The organism is Corynebacterium sp. TUM25020, assembly GCF_056388495.1.
Map to the genome: position 1 here is coordinate 22,890 of NZ_JBWJFG010000002.1, position 16,995 is coordinate 39,884.

Annotated in this window: 16 protein-coding genes; 13 read left to right on the forward strand and 3 right to left on the reverse strand. The window is 59.3% G+C overall.

What is annotated here, in order from left to right:
* Positions 1–3 precede the first annotated feature (3 nt).
* Entirely contained in the window at positions 4–858 is an 855-nt protein-coding gene (locus tag AC05K6_RS03095) for a histidine phosphatase family protein (RefSeq protein WP_476727738.1), read from the forward strand.
* A gap of 17 nt (positions 859–875) precedes the next feature.
* Here the strand turns inward: AC05K6_RS03095 and AC05K6_RS03100 are convergent, their stop codons facing one another.
* Together AC05K6_RS03100 and AC05K6_RS03105 are read right to left on the reverse strand one after the other, a co-directional pair.
* Positions 876–1,226, reverse strand: coding sequence for a metallopeptidase family protein (locus tag AC05K6_RS03100; protein WP_293790437.1), 351 nt, complete (start codon positions 1,224–1,226; stop codon positions 876–878).
* Positions 1,227–1,240: 14 nt separating this feature from the next.
* Complete coding sequence (locus tag AC05K6_RS03105; protein WP_476727739.1) at positions 1,241–2,296, reverse strand: septum formation family protein; 1,056 nt, start codon at positions 2,294–2,296, stop codon at positions 1,241–1,243.
* Between the two features lie 135 nt (positions 2,297–2,431).
* Between AC05K6_RS03105 and serS the strand changes: the two genes are divergently transcribed.
* The 5 genes from serS to glf all read left to right on the forward strand — a co-directional run bounded on the left by serS (position 2,432) and on the right by glf (position 7,288).
* Positions 2,432–3,715 carry a serine--tRNA ligase gene (gene serS / locus AC05K6_RS03110; RefSeq protein WP_476727740.1) on the forward strand — a complete coding sequence of 428 codons (1,284 nt, stop codon included), beginning with the start codon at positions 2,432–2,434 and terminating at the stop codon, positions 3,713–3,715.
* Positions 3,716–3,751: 36 nt separating this feature from the next.
* Positions 3,752–4,702: a lysophospholipid acyltransferase family protein gene (locus AC05K6_RS03115; RefSeq protein ID WP_476727741.1), complete on the forward strand. Its 951-nt coding sequence runs from the start codon at positions 3,752–3,754 to the stop codon at positions 4,700–4,702.
* 9 nt (positions 4,703–4,711) lie between these two features.
* On the forward strand, positions 4,712–5,530 hold the full coding sequence (locus AC05K6_RS03120; protein WP_293790448.1) for an HAD family hydrolase: 819 nt from the start codon (positions 4,712–4,714) through the stop codon (positions 5,528–5,530).
* A gap of 4 nt (positions 5,531–5,534) precedes the next feature.
* Complete coding sequence (locus tag AC05K6_RS03125) at positions 5,535–5,990, forward strand: TIGR02611 family protein (RefSeq protein ID WP_476727742.1); 456 nt, start codon at positions 5,535–5,537, stop codon at positions 5,988–5,990.
* Between the two features lie 80 nt (positions 5,991–6,070).
* Complete coding sequence (gene glf / locus AC05K6_RS03130) at positions 6,071–7,288, forward strand: UDP-galactopyranose mutase (RefSeq protein WP_476727743.1); 1,218 nt, start codon at positions 6,071–6,073, stop codon at positions 7,286–7,288.
* A 43-nt stretch (positions 7,289–7,331) separates the two neighbouring features.
* Here glf and AC05K6_RS03135 read toward each other — a convergent pair whose 3' ends face one another.
* Positions 7,332–8,012 carry a GAP family protein gene (locus AC05K6_RS03135; protein WP_448306829.1) on the reverse strand — a complete coding sequence of 227 codons (681 nt, stop codon included), beginning with the start codon at positions 8,010–8,012 and terminating at the stop codon, positions 7,332–7,334.
* Positions 8,013–8,084: 72 nt separating this feature from the next.
* On the opposite strand from AC05K6_RS03135, the gene AC05K6_RS03140 reads away from it, so the two are divergent.
* The 7 genes from AC05K6_RS03140 to AC05K6_RS03170 all read left to right on the forward strand — a co-directional run bounded on the left by AC05K6_RS03140 (position 8,085) and on the right by AC05K6_RS03170 (position 16,640).
* A complete protein-coding gene (locus tag AC05K6_RS03140; protein ID WP_448306831.1) occupies positions 8,085–8,657 on the forward strand; it encodes a TetR/AcrR family transcriptional regulator in 573 nt (190 codons plus the stop codon).
* A 52-nt stretch (positions 8,658–8,709) separates the two neighbouring features.
* Positions 8,710–9,648 carry an EamA family transporter gene (locus AC05K6_RS03145; protein WP_476727744.1) on the forward strand — a complete coding sequence of 313 codons (939 nt, stop codon included), beginning with the start codon at positions 8,710–8,712 and terminating at the stop codon, positions 9,646–9,648.
* A 194-nt stretch (positions 9,649–9,842) separates the two neighbouring features.
* Positions 9,843–11,309, forward strand: a complete 1,467-nt coding sequence (locus AC05K6_RS03150) for an ATP-binding protein (RefSeq protein WP_476727745.1) — start codon at positions 9,843–9,845, stop codon at positions 11,307–11,309.
* A 248-nt stretch (positions 11,310–11,557) separates the two neighbouring features.
* Positions 11,558–13,627: a glycosyltransferase gene (locus AC05K6_RS03155; protein WP_293790473.1), complete on the forward strand. Its 2,070-nt coding sequence runs from the start codon at positions 11,558–11,560 to the stop codon at positions 13,625–13,627.
* 69 nt (positions 13,628–13,696) lie between these two features.
* Positions 13,697–14,299: a phosphatase PAP2 family protein gene (locus AC05K6_RS03160; protein WP_293790476.1), complete on the forward strand. Its 603-nt coding sequence runs from the start codon at positions 13,697–13,699 to the stop codon at positions 14,297–14,299.
* Positions 14,296–15,324 carry a decaprenyl-phosphate phosphoribosyltransferase gene (locus AC05K6_RS03165; RefSeq protein WP_293790478.1) on the forward strand — a complete coding sequence of 343 codons (1,029 nt, stop codon included), beginning with the start codon at positions 14,296–14,298 and terminating at the stop codon, positions 15,322–15,324. Before AC05K6_RS03160 ends, AC05K6_RS03165 begins: the two co-directional genes overlap by 4 nt.
* 302 nt (positions 15,325–15,626) lie before the next feature.
* Positions 15,627–16,640, forward strand: a complete 1,014-nt coding sequence (locus AC05K6_RS03170; protein WP_293790481.1) for an alpha/beta hydrolase — start codon at positions 15,627–15,629, stop codon at positions 16,638–16,640.
* Positions 16,641–16,995: the final 355 nt, after the last annotated feature.

The following is a 16,995-nucleotide window of genomic DNA, read 5'->3' on the forward strand; positions in this document are numbered from 1 at the left end:
CCAATGGCGCAGGCACAATCGACACGGCTTTTCCTGGTTAGGCACGGCCAGACAACCTCCAATGCCATTCATGCTTTGGACACTGCACTGCCGGGCGCCAGCCTCACCGACCTGGGATGGCAGCAAGCTGCCGAGGCAGGTCGATGGCTCAACGAACGTACTGGGCGCTTAAAGATCGCCTCCTCCTTTGCCGCGCGTGCACAGCAGACCGCCGTGGGCGTGGCCGGTGCTTTCAGCGGTGAGCTCGTGCCCGCGGAGTTCTCACATGGTGAGGCATTGGATGACGCCACAGCCCTCGACAAGGCCGCGGATCCTATTAAGGCTTCACTCCAGCGCCTACCACGGGTATCGGAGATTCCTGCCGGACGATACGAGATGAAAAACGACGAGGACTCCCACGAGGCCTATCACTCCATCCTGGGGACGTGGATGCTCGGTCGGGTGGATAAAGTAGTCCCGGACGGACTTTCCGGCGCAGAAGTGCTGCGCGAATATCTTGCGACACTGCTGCGGGCGCTCGCCGACAACCACACGGCAGCGAACCCCAGCGATATTGCTCTGGTCAGCCACGGTGCCGTGATTCGCCTGGTCGCCCGCTTCCTGGGCGGGGTGGATCCGGAATGGGCCTTCATGCACTATCTGGCCAATGGCAATGTCATCACCCTCCGCGTACCAGACAACATTGCCGAGTTGGCTGATGTGGCAGAAGGGCGGCCTGGGGCGTCACAAAATAAGGGCGACCAACAAGACAGCGCGGCAGTAAACAGTGCTGCAGTAAATAGTGCGTCGCAGGCCGGAGTGCTCGACAGTCTGGAAGGAACCTTCGAGATCCTGGGGTGGGGCGAAGCCACCCTTTAGGGCAGGGGCGGGTGCCGCTAACCCCAACCGAGTTCGTGCAGGCGATCGTCGTCGATGCCGAAATGATGGCCAAGCTCGTGAATGACGGTGATGGCGACCTGCTCGATAAGCTCTTCCTCGCTATCGCAGATGTCCTCTAGAGCATGACGATAGATCGTGATTTTGTCCGGCAAGGCGGAGGTGTACTCGGAGGTGCGCTCAGTAAGCGCGATGCCCTCATAAAGCCCCAGAATATGCGGGCTTTCGGGGTTATAGTCCTCCGTGACGATGGCGACATTGCTGACGTTATCCAGCAGCTCGCGCGGGATGCGCCTTAAACCCAAGTCAACGAGGTCTTCGAAGCGCTCCGGAGAAACGTCAATGGCCATTGGCTTTAGGAACCCTAGGGCGCTGGGGTCGGGTTCGCGCTGGGGGCAGCGCTCGGCTTCGTCTCCTCGCCCGGCTTCGCATCCTGGCGCAGCGGATTCCGCTTCGGCGGGGTGGCCGGAGCCTTGCCGTCGATGGTGAACTTATTGCGCACGTCGCCATTGAGAGCCGCGAAGCCGCCACCAGGGCGACCAAAGGTAAGCGCACAATTCACGGTGCGGGAACCGGCATCCCAGGACTGGCGCTGGAGCGTATTCCAGAACGGTGTGAGCGTGGAGTTGTACAGCGCATCGTCGCCACCGAGGTAGTCCTGCGCGGCCTTGGTGCAGACCTTATTCAGGAACTCATTCTGCTTCTTCAGGTCCGGCCATGCGCCGGGGAACTGTGTACCTAGGTTGACCACGGAGGTTACCTGCCAGGCGTGGTTTTCCGTACATGGCACTTCATTGGTCAGCTGGCCATCGACCCGCACACAGCGATCCTTCTCGAAGTAGCGTGCCTGATCCTGCTTCGCCGCAAAACCCGTGGTCTCTGTAGTGCGCCCGGTCGAATCGGGCACCATCACACCGCATAGCATCGTGCGGTCGCCGTCATTCCAGGCGGACTGTGGCGGCAAGATGGGGGAGATTGAGTAGCGTCCCTCTGGATCGAGCTTTCCCTTGAGGTACTGCATCGTGGGGCCGGAGCAGAGCTCATTGGTTAGTTCTTCTTGACGCTTCAAGTCCGGCTGCTTCGCGTTCGGGCCAAACTCGCTTGTGGGGTATTGGCTGAGATCTTCGCGAGAGCTGACCTCGAAGCGGTGGGGCTGCTCGCAGTTGACGGTGGAGAACTCGGTGTTTACGCCGTTCGCGCCGGGCTTCCAATTCACACAATCGCCGTGGCTGGCCTGGGTGAAGGTGGTGTTGTCGACATGCTGGCCCTGCTTCTCATCAGTAATGGGAACCAAAGGTGAGCTACCCTCGGGCGCGACCAAGGCGAACGCAGCTGCGCTGACACCTCCGCAGAGGGCGGCGAACAGTGCGACAGTGATGCTGCGGGCTCTGCGTTGATTCTTCGCTTCGCTGGTGGTCATGAAAGGCTCGCTCTAATCCGACTCGGGTTCGACTGCTACTTGAGGCTAGGTACTTCGAGGCTAGTCTAGTAGGGGTTGTGCCTCAGGGGGAACTAGGCGGACAAGTGCGGAGCCGAACCGGCTAAGCTAAACACCATGATTGATCTGAAGCTTCTGCGCGATAACCCCGATGTAGTCCGAGAATCCCAGCGCACTCGCGGGGAGGACCCAGCACTGGTTGACCAGCTGCTGGAAGCCGATGCACAGCGCCGCGAGGCTATCAGTGCCGCCGATGCTGCCCGCGCGGAGCAAAAGGCTTTCTCCAAGGAGATGGGGCAGAAGATGCGCTCTGCCTCTGACGAGGAAAAGCAGGCTCTGCGTGAGGAGGGCAAGAAGAAGGCCGACTCCGTCAAGAAGTTGGAGGAGGAGCAGACGAAGACTGAGCAGGCCGTCAACGACCTGCAGATGAAGATTTCCAACATTGTGGAAGACGGCGCGCCAGCGGGCGGCGAGGACGACTTTGTCACCCTCGATGTGGTGGGTGAGCCGCCACAGTTCGACTTCGAGCCAAAGGATCACCTGGAGCTTGGCGAGTCTCTGGGGCTGATCGACATGAAGCGTGGCACCAAAGTTTCTGGCGCTCGCTTCTACTTCCTCACCGGCGACGGTGCTCTTTTGCAGCTGGGCATGCTGCAATTGGCTGCCCAGAAGGCTGTGGAGCATGGTTTTAAGCTGATGATCCCACCGGTGCTGGTGCGCCCGGAGGTTATGTCCGGTACCGGTTTCCTGGGTGCGCACGCCGATGAGATTTATCGTCTGGAAGAGGACGATATGTACCTGGTTGGCACCTCTGAGGTGGCGCTGGCCGGCTATCACTCCGAGGAGATCATTAACCTGTCCGACGGTCCGCTGCGTTACGCCGGTTGGTCTTCCTGCTTCCGTCGCGAGGCTGGTTCCTATGGCAAGGACACCCGCGGCATTATCCGCGTGCACCAGTTCGACAAGGTCGAAATGTTCGTTTATTGCAAGCCGGAGGAGGCCACCGAAATCCACCAGCAATTGCTGGCCATGGAACGCGAAATGCTGGCTGCCATCGAGGTGCCCTACCGCGTGATCGACGTCGCCGGTGGCGACCTAGGTTCCTCGGCTGCCCGCAAGTTCGACACGGAGGCTTGGGTTCCCACCCAACAGACCTATCGCGAGCTGACCAGTACCTCCAACTGCACCACTTTCCAGGCGCGCCGTCTAAAGACCCGCTACCGCGATGCCGACGGCAAGGCGCAAACCGCCGCCACCCTGAACGGCACCCTGGCTACAACCCGCTGGCTGGTGGCTATTTTGGAGAACCACCAGCAGGCCGATGGCTCCGTGGTGGTGCCGAAGGCTCTGCGTCCTTTCGTTGGTAAAGATATTCTGAAGCCTAAAGAATCCGGCGCCTAAAGCGCTTTAGACTTCCAGGAGAGGTAACCGCCACCCATGTCGTTGCTCGATAGCTTCAGCTTTCCCGATGGCTACCAGCCAGTAACCACCGGCCACAAAGAGGCCAAGGAATTCCCCTATGGTTTCCCGACCATCGGTATTGCCAAGCTGTGGTTCCGCTACATGCAAAACTTGGATTGCGCGGTCTACGGTGCGGAGAATATTCCCGCCGATGGCCCCGCCATGATCGCCGTGAATCACACGGGCTATTGGGACTTCACCTACGGTGGCGTTCCGGCACATGTACGCGGTGGCCGCCTGGTGCGCTTCATGGCGAAGAAGGAGATCTTCGACGTCAAGGGTGTGGGAATGCTGATGAGCTCTTATCACCACATTCCAGTGGATCGTGCCGATGGACAAGGCTCAGTCGACCAGGCCATTAAGCAGCTGCGCGCCGGTGATTTGGTGGGTATCTTCCCGGAGGCCACTATTTCTCGTTCCTTCGAGGTCAAGGAGTTCCGCCAGGGTGCAGCCCGCATTGCCCATGCAGCTGACGTGCCCCTGATCCCGTTGACGATCTGGGGTTCACAGCGCGTGTGGACGAAGGAGCGTAAGCCGATCTGGAAGCCCAAGAAAACTGAGCTGGTGATTACCGTCGGTAAGCCGATCGAAGTCACCGATGATGCGGAGGCTACCACGGCGCTTCTGCACCAGACCATGGTCGAGCAGTTGGACTTTACCCGTGACCGCTGGGAGGAGCGCTTCGGCCCCATGCCCAAGGGCGAGTTCTGGGTGCCCGCGGTCCTGGGTGGCAGTGCCCCTACCTTGGAAGACGCCACTGTTCAGGATCGCGCAGACGCTGCCGCCCGCAAGGAAAAGCGCGCCCAGGAGAAGGCCGAAGCTGAACGCCGGGCAGCGTCCGAGGCACGCGAGCGTGACGAGGCCACTGGCGTTAACAAGGTTTTGGTTCCTCTGCGTCAGCGCCTTAAGCGTCTACGCAAAAAATAGGACGGAGAAATGCAGGAATCCCCGTTGCTGGTTGTCAGCGACGTTGACGGCACTCTACTAAACAGCAGGGAGCGAGTCTCGCAGCGCATGCGTCGCGCAGTGAACTCGATGCTGCACCAGGGCACCGTGTTTACCCTTGCGACCGGCCGACCGCCACGCTGGCTCATGCCCGTCTTCGAGCAGCTGCCTGTCCGTCCCGTCTGCGCCTGTGCCAATGGCGCCATTATTTATGACGCCAACCGGGATCAGATACTGCACGCCGCAACCCTCAAGCCCGCCCTGGTGAGGGCACTTATTGATCAGCTCGCCGAGGCTGTTCCCGGCGTGGGGTTCGCCGTCGAGCGGGCCGGTACCAGCGCTTTTGACCGCGCCGACGAGCTCTTTTCCGTCTCTCCCGGCTATGACCATGCCTGGGACTCCACCGAGCACGCCGTACAGAATATTGACGAACTCGCGGCCACCCCGGTGGTGAAGCTGCTGGTGCGCGACCCCCGCCGTACCTCTGCCGAACTCTACGCCGCGGTGAGTCCTTTTATTGACGCCACCCAAGCGAAAGCGACATACAGCTATGAAGGTGGGCTGGTCGAGGTCGCGGCGGCGGGGATCTCCAAGCGCTCCGCGTTGGAGTGGATAGCGGAACAGATCGGGGTGGAAGCCTCTCAGGCCATCGCTTTTGGGGACATGCCGAACGACACAGAAATGCTCTCATGGGCCGGCCACGGGGTGGCCATGGGCAATGCCGAGGAGTCCTTGAAGGGCATCGCCGATGAAGTCACCCTGACCAATGATGAGGACGGTGTAGCCGCCGTACTTGAGCGGTGGTTCTAGTCCCATGTCGAAGCTGAGCGAAAACGTCCGTCGGAAAGTTTCCGAACTGCAGGTACATCACGAGGGGCTGAAAAAGCGCAGCTATGGTTTCCTAGTTCGTCCGCTGACCCTCCTGGCGGGCTGGCTATTTGTGGTCGTCGGCATCCTCATCATCCCTACGCCCGGGCCGGGGTGGTTCCTACTTTTCTTCGGCATCGGGGTGCTCTCCTTCGAACTGGCCTGGCCTAACCGGCTGCTGGACTATGGACTGCGGAAATACGACAGCGCTGAGGAGTATTGGAAGCGCCAAGGCAAGGGTATGAAAGCCCTGATCCTAGTGATCTTCTTGCTGGGCTGTGCCGTGGTGTTCACGGGCATCTTCTGGATCATGTGGAACACCGGAATGCTTAGCTTGGCGGAACCCTGGTTGGCGGACTGGGTGAATACGCTTCCCGACTGGGTCGGGTTTAAAAACCGCTAGCTTGAGGCCATTAGCCGGGCGGCACACCGAGGTGGCGTCGTGCCCAAACAACCACGAGTGAGCGCGGTACCCTGGCAGACATGACTGAGCAGACACACAGCGGACAGAACTACGACCTCATCGTTGTCGGCAGCGGCTTCTTCGGCCTCACCGTGGCCGAGTGCGCGGCAACCCAGGCCGGCAAGAACGTGCTGGTGGTGGAGAAGCGAGCCCACATCGGCGGCAATGCATACTCCGAGGCCGAGCCGGAAACGGGCATCGAGGTCCACAAGTACGGTGCGCACCTGTTCCACACCTCCAACAAGCGCGTGTGGGATTACGTCAATCAATTCACCGATTTCACCGACTATCAGCACCGCGTGTTTGCCATGCACAAGGGCACGGCCTACCAGTTCCCGATGGGGCTGGGTCTAATCAACCAGTTCTTCGGCAAGTACTACAGCCCGGATGAGGCACGCCAGCTGATTAAGGACCAGACCGACGGGCTGGATCCAGCAGAGGCGAAGAACCTGGAGGAAAAGGGAATTTCCCTGATCGGTCGCCCGCTGTACGAGGCTTTTGTGCGCGACTACACCGCCAAGCAGTGGCAGACCGACCCGAAGGACCTGCCCGCTTCCAACATCTCCCGCCTGCCGGTGCGCTACACCTTCAACAACCGCTACTTCAACGACACCTACGAGGGCCTGCCGGTGGAAGGCTACACCGCGTGGCTGGAGAACATGGCAGCCGACGAGAAGATCGAGGTGCGCCTGGATACCGACTGGTTCGAGATCCGCGATGAGATCCGCGCAGCCAACCCGGACGCGCCCGTGGTGTACACCGGCCCGCTGGACCGCTACTTCGACTACGCCGAAGGCCACCTGGGCTGGCGCACCCTCGACTTCGAGACCGAGGTGCTGAACACCGGTGATTTCCAGGGCACCCCGGTGATGAACTACAACGATGCCGAGTTCCCCTACACCCGCATCCACGAGTTCCGCCACTTCCACCCGGAGCGGGGCGACAAGTACCCGAATGACAAGACGGTCATCATGAAGGAGTTCTCCCGCTTCGCGGAGGAGGGCGACGAGCCGTACTACCCGATCAACACTCCGGAGGACCGCGAGAAGCTGGAGGCCTACCGCAAGCTGGCCGCTGAGGAAGCCGCACAGAACAAGGTGCTGTTCGGCGGCCGCCTGGGAACCTACCAGTACCTGGACATGCACATGGCCATCGGCGCTGCGCTGTCGATGTACGACAACAAGCTGGCGCCGTACTTCAACGATGGCCAGGCGATCGAGCAGGAGCGCGGGCACTAAGGCGATTAGTGAGGTAGGGGCCATAGGCGACAAGTGGGGCCGATTAGGCTCCTAGATTCAGCATGCCAATGCTGTTCACTACCATGTAGATTCCGACAATCGCGGCGACCCACAGTAACGTCACTTTTGCCTCGTATTCCATTCGAGGGGCAATACGTTCGAGTAGAGGAAGAACCTTTTCTTTGAATGCCAGTGCAAGGGCTACAAAAGTGAGTGCGGGAATAACCATGACTAGGCAGTAGATTCCCACGGTTGAGGCCTTAGCGACTGGCGATACGTCCCAGCTGCTGATAATGCCCATGGCGGCGATGTAAGGGAGCATCGTCGCAGCTTCAGTGAGCGACGCGCCGAGTCCGAGAGCGAGCATTCCGGACACACCGTTTCGGGGGTTCGGTACCTGTTTTGGCATTTCTCCCGGATTCGGCTTTCGCGGGGTGCGTGCAAAGACTCCGAAGCCGGCAAGGGCGACGCCGAGTATCAGAGTTATCCATGGGAAGAAGCTGGTCTGTGTGAATTGCTTGGGGAAGGTACTTAGACCCGAGAAGCCGAGCAGTATGGCTATGCCCAAGAGGAAGTAAACGGCTGCGACTGTAGATAGATAGACCGTCAGGGCGGGGGTTTTCACCGTGCGCCATCGAATGATGAGTGCGAGGGGAATCACGAGCGTGCCGATGCTCAGACTGTCGAGTAGTGCCAATCCAAAGACTGCAATGACTGATCCCATTGGTACTCCAATGTGTCGTACGATTGTATGGTGCTCGTACGAGTGTATGACAGGCTAGGCTGGTGTGCAATCATGGAAAATGTTTCGTTGGATCATCAGTTCTCAGAATCATCAGCTCTTATCGCGGATGCGACCATAAGAATCATTGCTTCCAGAGGTCTCGATGCGGTAAGCGTGCGCGAAGTCGCTAAAGAGTCCGGATTTGCCCCGGGATCTGTGCAATACCACGCTCCCAACAAGGAAATTCTGCTTGCTCACGCGTTCATTCGCTCCTTTCAACGGCAAACCGCTCGTCTGAAAGAAGTATCAGTGCCAGACGACAGGTTGGAGGCGCATGTAGTGAGGTTTGCTGAGCTTCTCCCTCTCGGGGGCGAACGGTCCGAAGACGCCGCGATGTGGGTTACGTATGGCTCGGCATCGGCCACACGTGATTGGATGGCCGACCTCTACGATCAAGTTCTCCGCTATTTTCAAGGAGCTGTCACAAAGGTACTTGATGGCATGGATCACGCTGCTCTTAGAGGGCGATTGATCACAGCACTCGTCAACGGTTTAACTCTTGATAATCTGCGGGCCCCCGTAACGGACGCAGATCGCATTGTCGGAGACCTTCGTGAGGGTTTGCGCCTAATCGTCGGTGACTAGACCTGTTGGCTCGAACGATGGCACCGTACTTTGCTGCACTAATATTGCACGAGTGCCGCGTGAGAAAACCCAAACAAAGGAAAGCCAGCAAGAGCCATCGCCGCGGCGAGTGAGCAAGTTCCTCACCCTGCCAGTGGCACCGGTCCTCCTGGTTCTCATCGGCTCGATCGGCACCCAAACCGCGGCGGTACTGGTCACAGACATGCTTTCTACGGTCGGTGCGCCGGGCGTATCGGGCCTGCGTATGACCGCCGCCGCAGTCATCATGGTGGTCATCTTCCGCCCGAAGCTGTCTGGCATGACGCGCACCCGCGCCCTCAACATCGTGGTCTACGGCATCGCCATTGGCATGATGAACATGATGGTGTACGCAGCCATCGCCCGCCTGCCCCAGGGCGTTGCGGTGACCATTGACTTCCTTGGCCCCTGCGTCGTGTCTTTTCTGGGGCTGACCATGTGGCGCTCCCGTATGTGGGCCATCGCTGCGTTTGTTGGCGTTGCTCTGATCGCGCAACCCTCCAATGACCTGGACATCATCGGTATTGGATTCGGCGCTGTCGGTGCGGTTTTCTTCGGCGCCTACACGCTGTTTGCTGCCCGCGTTGGCAAAACCGAGGGTGGTGGCATGCCGGATCTGGCGCTGTCTGTGGTCGTCGCTGCACTCGTGCTCGCACCGTTCTCTGTCCCGGCGGTGCCGCATGTTGACGGCTCGATGTGGGGCATCATTGTCATCTCTGGTTTCATCGGCGCCGTTGTTCCCTATGTAGTGGATACGATCGCTGCTGGAATTGTCTCGGCGGCGGTTGTCGGCACGCTCTTCGCGCTGGATCCTGTGATCGGAGCAATCCTGGGCTGGGCTTTTTCCGGAGACCAGCTCACTTGGTCCATGGTGATGGGCATCGTCCTGATCGCGACAGCCGGCGCGGTTATTACCTGGCGCGGAGCCCAGGAATCTCAGGATCTGACGCCGCCCCTTTATGCACAGAACTGAAACAAAGTCATTCTGCCTCCGCAGGATCTGTTCACAGCTTCACCAATGTGAAACAGTGCAGGCTTCTTGCGGCGAGTTCTGTCATTCTTGCACTGAATGAGAAGAGAAGCATAACACCTAGCTTCCCACCTAACATCCCACAGTGTTATGTTAGGTGTGAAGATGAGTGGGAAGTTGATTTAGGTGGAGCCACCATGGACGAAGGTTCTTTGAAGGAAATCGTCGCGAATCTACGTCTGGTAGGTTCAGACACTCAAGCTGTTGAGGTTAAGGGCAACGTCGGCAAGAGCATTCGTGAAACTCTGAGTGCCTTTGCTAATGCTGGTGGCGGTCTCATCATTGTCGGGCTTGACGAAAATGCTGGATTTGTTCCAGTAGACAAATTCGATGCTCTCAAAGCGCAGGATGCGCTAGAGACGCGCTGCAGGCAAGTGACGCCACCAGTGCGACCGCAAATATCGGTGCTTCCTTTTGAAGGAGGCCGTATCGTCGCGGCGGAACTGGAGGAATTCAGCCCCTTCGACAAACCTTGCTACGTAACGGATCAAGGCCGATACGGAGGAAGCTACATTCGTACGGGGGAGGGGGATACCAAGCTTTCAAATTACGAAATCGACAAGCTTCTCGAAGAGCATACCCAGCAAAAATGGGACGAAAGGCCAGTTCCCGAGGCCACTGTAGAGGATCTAGATCCAGAGGTGCTCGGAGAATATCTGCAGGTGCAGCAGCGGCAGCGCCCCAAGACTTTCAAAGAAGGTCGTGAAGTAGCGCTAAGAAGGCTCAGAATCACCAAGGATGGGAGTGCGACCTTGGCTGCCTTGTTGGTCATGGGGGACTACCCTCAAGAGTTCTTCCCACGCTTGACTGTTACATTTGCGCTCTTTCCAGGGGCAAGTACAGGTAGCGTAACCACTGGTTTGAGGCTTCTCGACAGTGCAAGGCTGACGGGGACTATCCCCGAACTTGTTGACGCCGGTGTCGATATAGTCAAGCGGAATATGCGCACTGGGGCCATGATTAGTGAAAAGTTTCGGACCGATCTTCCTGACTATCCGCCAATTGCCGTACGTGAGGCTTTAGTGAACGCGCTGATGCACCGAGATTACTCGCCATCAGCTCAAGGGAGTCAGGTGCAGATCAATATGTTTATAGATCGGCTAGAGATTACAAGTCCAGGCGGCCTATATGGTGGTGTAACGGTTCGTCATTTGGGGGAACCCGGGGTTAGCTCCACTCGTAATCAACGGATTTCAAGTTTCTTGGAGGAAGTGTCCCTGCCGGGTGAAGGGAATCAGGCGGGGCACGTGGCGGAAAATCGTGGTACGGGTATCGCAACGATTAATCAGTCCTTGGAAGACGCTCTTATGCCAAAACCTGAGTACATTAATCGGCTTGGTAGTTTCACAATAATATTCCACCGTCGGCGGGTTGCTACCCAGGAGAGGTATACAACGGCGCGGGACCATGTTTTGGCAATTCTAAAAGAAGGGTCCTCTTCTTCGACTAGCGAAATTGTAGGGAAAACCCAGTTGAGCCGGACAGCTGTTCAAAAAGCAGTCAATGCTCTGATTGGTGAAGGTTTGGTAGAGCGCACGGAACCTGCGCGGAGCCCGAAGCAGTGTTATCGAATGCTCGAAGATCGGAAGAACCCTGGTAGATAGTGGAAAAGAGTGGAAAACTGCAGCTAGATGAGGGTGCAGCGACAGCATAACACCTAGCTTCCCGCTTAACATCCCACAGTGTTATGTTAGGTGTGAAGTTATCAGCTGCTAAGCGTGCGCTCCTCGGCTAAGAGTCCAACTTGGGCTGAACTGGGGCTGTGTCGCGCAAGCCCTTGCGCCCGGCTTTCATGGATAATCGGATATATTCCAATGTCTTTAATTCCTATGCGGAGGTCTGTGTTCAGCGTATGAACGCTCAGCCAGTGAAAGCCCAGTCCGATTCTCAGTTCGACGCCACCCGCTTGGCGCGCATCCTGCTGCCGAAGCGTGGCGAGCCCCGCAATGTGCGCTCGCTGTACATCGTGGAGAACGAGGCCACCACCCCTGGCCGCGTCAACGCCGTTTCCCGTACCGAGGCGATTCTTCCCGCAGGCAGTGAGATTTCTTTCGAGACCTACTTCAATGCCTTCCCCGCCTCCTACTGGCGCCGCTGGTCCCAGCTGGACGAGGTCAAGCTTCGTATCGAGATCACCGGTGAGGCACGCGTAGACCTGTACCGCTCCAAGTACGACGGCTCCCGCATTGGTATCGAGGGAGCCCAGATCGAAACCGACGAGAACGGCCACGGTATCGCCGAGTTCACCATCTCCCTGGCCCCGTTCGAAGATGGCGGCTGGATCTGGTTCGACCTGACCTGTGAGAAGGAAACCCGCCTGCACTCAGCAGGTTGGTTTGCCACCGTCGAGGCCGGCGAGCAGACCTTCGAGGGCGAAACGCTGCCGGTCACCGAGCCAAGCGTCACCATCGGCATCCCGACCTTCAACCGTCCGACGGACGCTGTGGCTGCGCTGCACGCGCTGGCTTCCGACCCGGAGGTTGACGGTCGCATCGAGGCCATCATCATGCCCGACCAGGGCGACAAGCACCCCGCCGACGAGCCGGACTTCGACGAGGTTGCAGAGCACTTCGGCGACCGTCTGCGCATTGTCAGCCAGGGCAACCTCGGCGGCTCCGGTGGCTACTCCCGCATCATGTACGAGGCTCGCCACCCCGAGCGCGGCACCACCAGCCCGTACATCCTGTACATGGACGACGACATCGCCATCGAGCCCGATAGCGTATTGCGTGCCCTGGCGGCCGCTCGCTACGCGAAGTCTCCGATGCTGATCGGCGGCCAGATGCTGGACCTCCAGGAGCGCAGCTACCTGCACAGCATGGGCGAGGTCGTCCACCGCGACGTATTTATGTGGGGTGCCGCACCGCACACCCACTACACTCACGATTTTTACCGCCACCCGCTCCGCGACCTGGGCGATGGCACTGCCCACAATGCGGCAGGTCAGCCCATCGCGCCTGTGGCCCGGGACGTGATCAACAAGGGCTACGGCACCCCAAACAACGCGGAGAACTCCAAGGATCTGCACCGCCGCATCGACGTTGATTACAACGGCTGGTGGATGTGCCTGATCCCGCGCTTTGTCGCTGATCGTATTGGCCAGCCCCTGCCGCTCTTTATCAAGTGGGATGACGCCGAGTACGGCCTGCGCGCAAAGGACGCTGGCTTCCCCACGGCCTCCTGGCCGGGCATTGCAATTTGGCACATGGCCTGGGCAAACAAGGACGATGCTATCGACTGGCAGGCTTATTTCCACATCCGCAATCGCCTGATCGTGGCAGCTATGCAGCTGGAGGGCTCCCCGCGTGGCCTGCTGACTTCCCTGGCCAAGGCTGCAGCCAAGCACCTGCTGTGCCTGGAATACTCCACCGTCGCCCTGCATATTGAGGCGATGAAGGACTTCCTGGCCGGCCCGGATCAGCTTTTCGACATTCTGGATACCTCCCTGCCGCGCATCGCGAAGCTGCGCAAGAACTACTCCGACGCAGTCGTCGTTCCCTCCGCCACGGAGCTGCCCCCAGCAACGGGCGGCCCGGCGGACCTGACGCGCATTCCGCTGAGCAAGAAGGCGAAAATCGTCACGCTCGCCAAGGGGCTGTTGAACAACGCCAAGCCTGCCGATGCCCGTCACCACCACGCACCGCAGGTGAACCTCCCCCCTGTCGAGGCTCGTTGGTTCAGCCTTTCCCGCATCGACGGCGCGACCGTGACCACTGCTGATGGCAAGGGCGTGTTCTACCGCAAGCGTGACCGCGGTCAGATGTTGGCACTGGTCAAGGAGTTTGCGCGCCTGGAAAAGCAGGTTTATAACCGCTTTGACGAGCTACGCAATGCTTATCGTGCGGCCCACCCGCACCTGACCAGCCAAGAGGGCTGGGCGCAGATCTTCGAGCCCGAGCCCGCTGCCACCGAGCAAGCCTAAGCAGGCCCGACCAACCCAAACTCGAATAACCCAACCCCCGCGACAAAAGCTAAGGACATCGCAAAGACAATGAGCTCCACACGCGTAAGCGGCGACCCACTGGGCGAATCCGAACTCCTGGTTGCGCTGCAGAAGCAGCTGACTGATAAGCCGGGAGTTCTCCCAGTCGCCCGGGGGATGAGCCATTTCGGCGAGCACGCCCTCGGCTGGATGGGCACCGCTGCCCTGGGGTACAGCCTGGCCACTGTCCGAAACAAGCCCGCCGATGGCCCGGAACGCCGCGGCTGGCTGACCATGGGGGTCAGCGCCTTTATTGCCCATGCGGCAAGCGTGGTGCTCAAGCGCATCGTCCGCCGTCCACGCCCGCATGATCCGCGGATTAAGATCGGCGTCGGAACACCCTCGAAGTTGAGCTTCCCCTCGTCGCACGCGACCAGCTCCACCGCGGCCTTCGTGGCCTTCGCCCAGTCGGCGAACAACCGCACAGGGGTGCTACCTCTGGCTGGTATCCCAGCGATGGCGCTGTCCCGCATGGTGTTGGGCGTACACTATCCCTCTGACGTAGCTCTCGGAAGTTGCATCGGTGCTGCCACGGCCATTGCCGTGCGCAGGGTTGTCGATGGGGGACGTGGGGGCGTCACAAAGAAGAACAGTGAGGAGAAAAGCCAGTGAGCGAACAGCGTAGCGAAGGCCGACCAGAGCCGCTGATCGGCGCGGAGCCGCACACTTCCGGGCTGGAAGATCCGAACCAGGCGACCAGCACCGCCACCGACACGAAGAAGTTGCGCCCGCCGCGCAACCTGCCGGAGGCGATGATTAAAGCTCTGCGCCCGAAGCAGTGGGTGAAGAACGTCCTGGTGATCGCGGCTCCTGCAGCTGCCGGTGGCGACATGCTCTTCCACACCCGCGTTCTGCTGGATGTGCTGATCGCCTTTGTGGCCTTCTGCCTGGCGGCCAGCTCCATCTACCTGATCAACGATGCCCGCGACGTGGAGGCAGACCGCGCGCACCCGACCAAGCGCTTCCGCCCGATCGCGGCAGGCGTGCTGCCGGTGGGGTTGGCGTATGCGATGTCAGTGGTGCTGATCATCGCGGCGATTGGTGGCTCGCTGCTGGCATCGTCGGGTACGAACCTGGCGATCGTGGTGTCTGTGTATATTTCGCTGCAGCTGGGTTATTGCTTCGGCTGGAAGCATCAGCCGGTGATCGATATTGCGCTGGTGAGCTCCGGTTTTATGCTGCGTGCAATGGCTGGTGGCGTGGCAGCGGCGATTCTGCTGTCGCAGTGGTTCCTGCTGGTCGCGGCGTTTGGTTCCCTGTTCATGGCTGCGGGTAAGCGCTATGCGGAGCTGAAGCTTTCTCTGCGTTCGGGCGCGAAGATCCGTAAGTCGCTGGAGAGCTATACCCCGACCTACCTGCGCTTTGTGTGGACTTTGGCTGCGACCGCTGTGGTGCTGAGCTACGCGCTATGGGGCTTTGGCCTGGCACAGACGGTGGAGTCTGGCGTGGCGGCCGTGTGGTACCAGGTCTCGATGGTGCCGTTTACGATTGCGATTCTGCGCTACGCGGCTGATGTTGACCGCGGTGAGGGTGGCGCGCCGGATGAGATCGCTCTGGAGGATCGCACTTTGCAGCTGCTGGCACTGGCATGGCTGTTCTGCGTGGCGATGGCGGTGTACATCGTGCCGCTGTTCTAGGTACTTCTTTAGGTTTTTTGACGCCGACTTGTCCGCCGTGGGCAGTCGGCGTTTAACACATTTAGGGGTAAAACCCGGTGGCGTTCTGCGGCAGATGTGCTCTGTGTGACTCAGGAGCATGGGGGAGAAGGGGGAGAAAAAGAGATTCGGAAGATGTAGCGCTTTGGGGGCGGGAATCGATTATTACTTTGAGGGAGAACGTAAAGATTTGGTAACGTACACCCATCTTAGGTTTCGGGGTCGCCCTCTGGCCCCGTGATTTTTCGTTTCAAGACTGTTGTTTCGCGACTGTTTAGGACTACATGAACACGACTATGAAGACTAAGGGTCTGGGAGCCAAGCTCACCGCCTTCCTGGTTGCAGTTGCCACTGCGCTGGGTATGGCAGTGGTCACGGCTCCTTCGGCTGCAGCTGATAACCGTGGCTACCTGCGTCCGGGCTGCCACTGGAGCAAGCACAAGTATTACCTGCAGAACTGCTGGGTTTACTCCCCGGCAATGGGGCAGAAGATCCAGGTGCAGATCAAGCCTGCTTCCCGTGGTGGTAGCGCTGGCGTCTACATGCTGGACGGCCTGCGCGCACGCCAGGACTACAACGCATGGGTTTGGTCCGGTAATGCTGTAAAGAAGTTCGTCAACGACAACGTGACCCTGGTTATGCCGGTCGGTGGTCAGGCGCAGTTCTACACGGACTGGATGGGGCCGTACCGCGGTACTGGTGGCCCGAAGAAGCCGCGTTGGGAGACCTTCCTGACTCGCGAGCTGCCGGGCTACCTGCAGCGCAACTTCGGCGTGAGCCCGACCCGCAACTCCATTGTTGGTCTGTCCATGGGCGGTACCGCTGCGATGAACCTGGCGGCATGGCACCGTAATCAGTTCAAGCAGGCTACCTCCCTGTCTGGTTACCTGAACCCGACTTGGCCGGGTATGTACGCCGGAATCCAGTACGCAATGAATGATGCTGCTAAGGGTGCCAACATCTGGGACATGTGGGGCAGCCCGGTTGATCCGCGCCGTTTCCGCAATGACCCGACGGTTCAGGCTGGTCGTTTCAGCGGTATGCCGCTGTACCTGGCTGCTTCCGGTGGTGTGCCGTCTCGTGGCGAGAAGTTCCTGGAGAACCCGCGGGGCGTTGCAGCAGGCATCGGCTTGGAGTGGATGGCACGTACGTCCACTGCGAAGTTTGAGATGGCTGCCCGTGCAGTTGGCGCACGCCCGGTCGTGAGCTACCCAATGACCGGCCTGCACGCATGGCCTTACTGGGATGCGGAGCTGTCCAAGGCTCGCCCGCACATCCTGCGCGCACTGGGCGCATAGCCTGGAGTTGCCTACGGGCGCTATTTAAAGCCGCCGCCTGAGGTGCTGACCTTTAAGGTCAGATGCCTTTGGGGGTGGCTTTTTTGTATGCCTGGGTTTGTATGTATGGGTGGGGTGTTGAGTGGGGTAAAAGGGGGAATGTCGCTAGAACGGGAAAGTGCTACACCTGCAAAGTGTGCATGCGATTGGCTCAACGTGCTGACCTGCGGTTTTATGGTGGTGAAAATGATTGGCTGTAACAGATTCCCGTTTTAACGACATTCGGGTGCGGCGGATGCGTGGTGGCGTCAAAAGAAAGAATCACAAGAGCCACATAAGTAACAATGGCAACATGCTAGGCTAACCCTAAAGTAAA

Coding starts and splice junctions, on each gene's coding strand:
- AC05K6_RS03095 (WP_476727738.1), top strand. CDS start 4: ATGGCGCAGGCACAATCGACACGGCTTTTCCTGGTTAGGCACGGCCAG.
- AC05K6_RS03100 (WP_293790437.1), bottom strand. CDS start 1,226: ATGGCCATTGACGTTTCTCCGGAGCGCTTCGAAGACCTCGTTGACTTG.
- AC05K6_RS03105 (WP_476727739.1), bottom strand. CDS start 2,296: ATGACCACCAGCGAAGCGAAGAATCAACGCAGAGCCCGCAGCATCACT.
- serS (WP_476727740.1), top strand. CDS start 2,432: ATGATTGATCTGAAGCTTCTGCGCGATAACCCCGATGTAGTCCGAGAA.
- AC05K6_RS03115 (WP_476727741.1), top strand. CDS start 3,752: ATGTCGTTGCTCGATAGCTTCAGCTTTCCCGATGGCTACCAGCCAGTA.
- AC05K6_RS03120 (WP_293790448.1), top strand. CDS start 4,712: ATGCAGGAATCCCCGTTGCTGGTTGTCAGCGACGTTGACGGCACTCTA.
- AC05K6_RS03125 (WP_476727742.1), top strand. CDS start 5,535: ATGTCGAAGCTGAGCGAAAACGTCCGTCGGAAAGTTTCCGAACTGCAG.
- glf (WP_476727743.1), top strand. CDS start 6,071: ATGACTGAGCAGACACACAGCGGACAGAACTACGACCTCATCGTTGTC.
- AC05K6_RS03135 (WP_448306829.1), bottom strand. CDS start 8,012: ATGGGATCAGTCATTGCAGTCTTTGGATTGGCACTACTCGACAGTCTG.
- AC05K6_RS03140 (WP_448306831.1), top strand. CDS start 8,085: ATGGAAAATGTTTCGTTGGATCATCAGTTCTCAGAATCATCAGCTCTT.
- AC05K6_RS03150 (WP_476727745.1), top strand. CDS start 9,843: ATGGACGAAGGTTCTTTGAAGGAAATCGTCGCGAATCTACGTCTGGTA.
- AC05K6_RS03155 (WP_293790473.1), top strand. CDS start 11,558: ATGAACGCTCAGCCAGTGAAAGCCCAGTCCGATTCTCAGTTCGACGCC.
- AC05K6_RS03160 (WP_293790476.1), top strand. CDS start 13,697: ATGAGCTCCACACGCGTAAGCGGCGACCCACTGGGCGAATCCGAACTC.
- AC05K6_RS03170 (WP_293790481.1), top strand. CDS start 15,627: ATGAACACGACTATGAAGACTAAGGGTCTGGGAGCCAAGCTCACCGCC.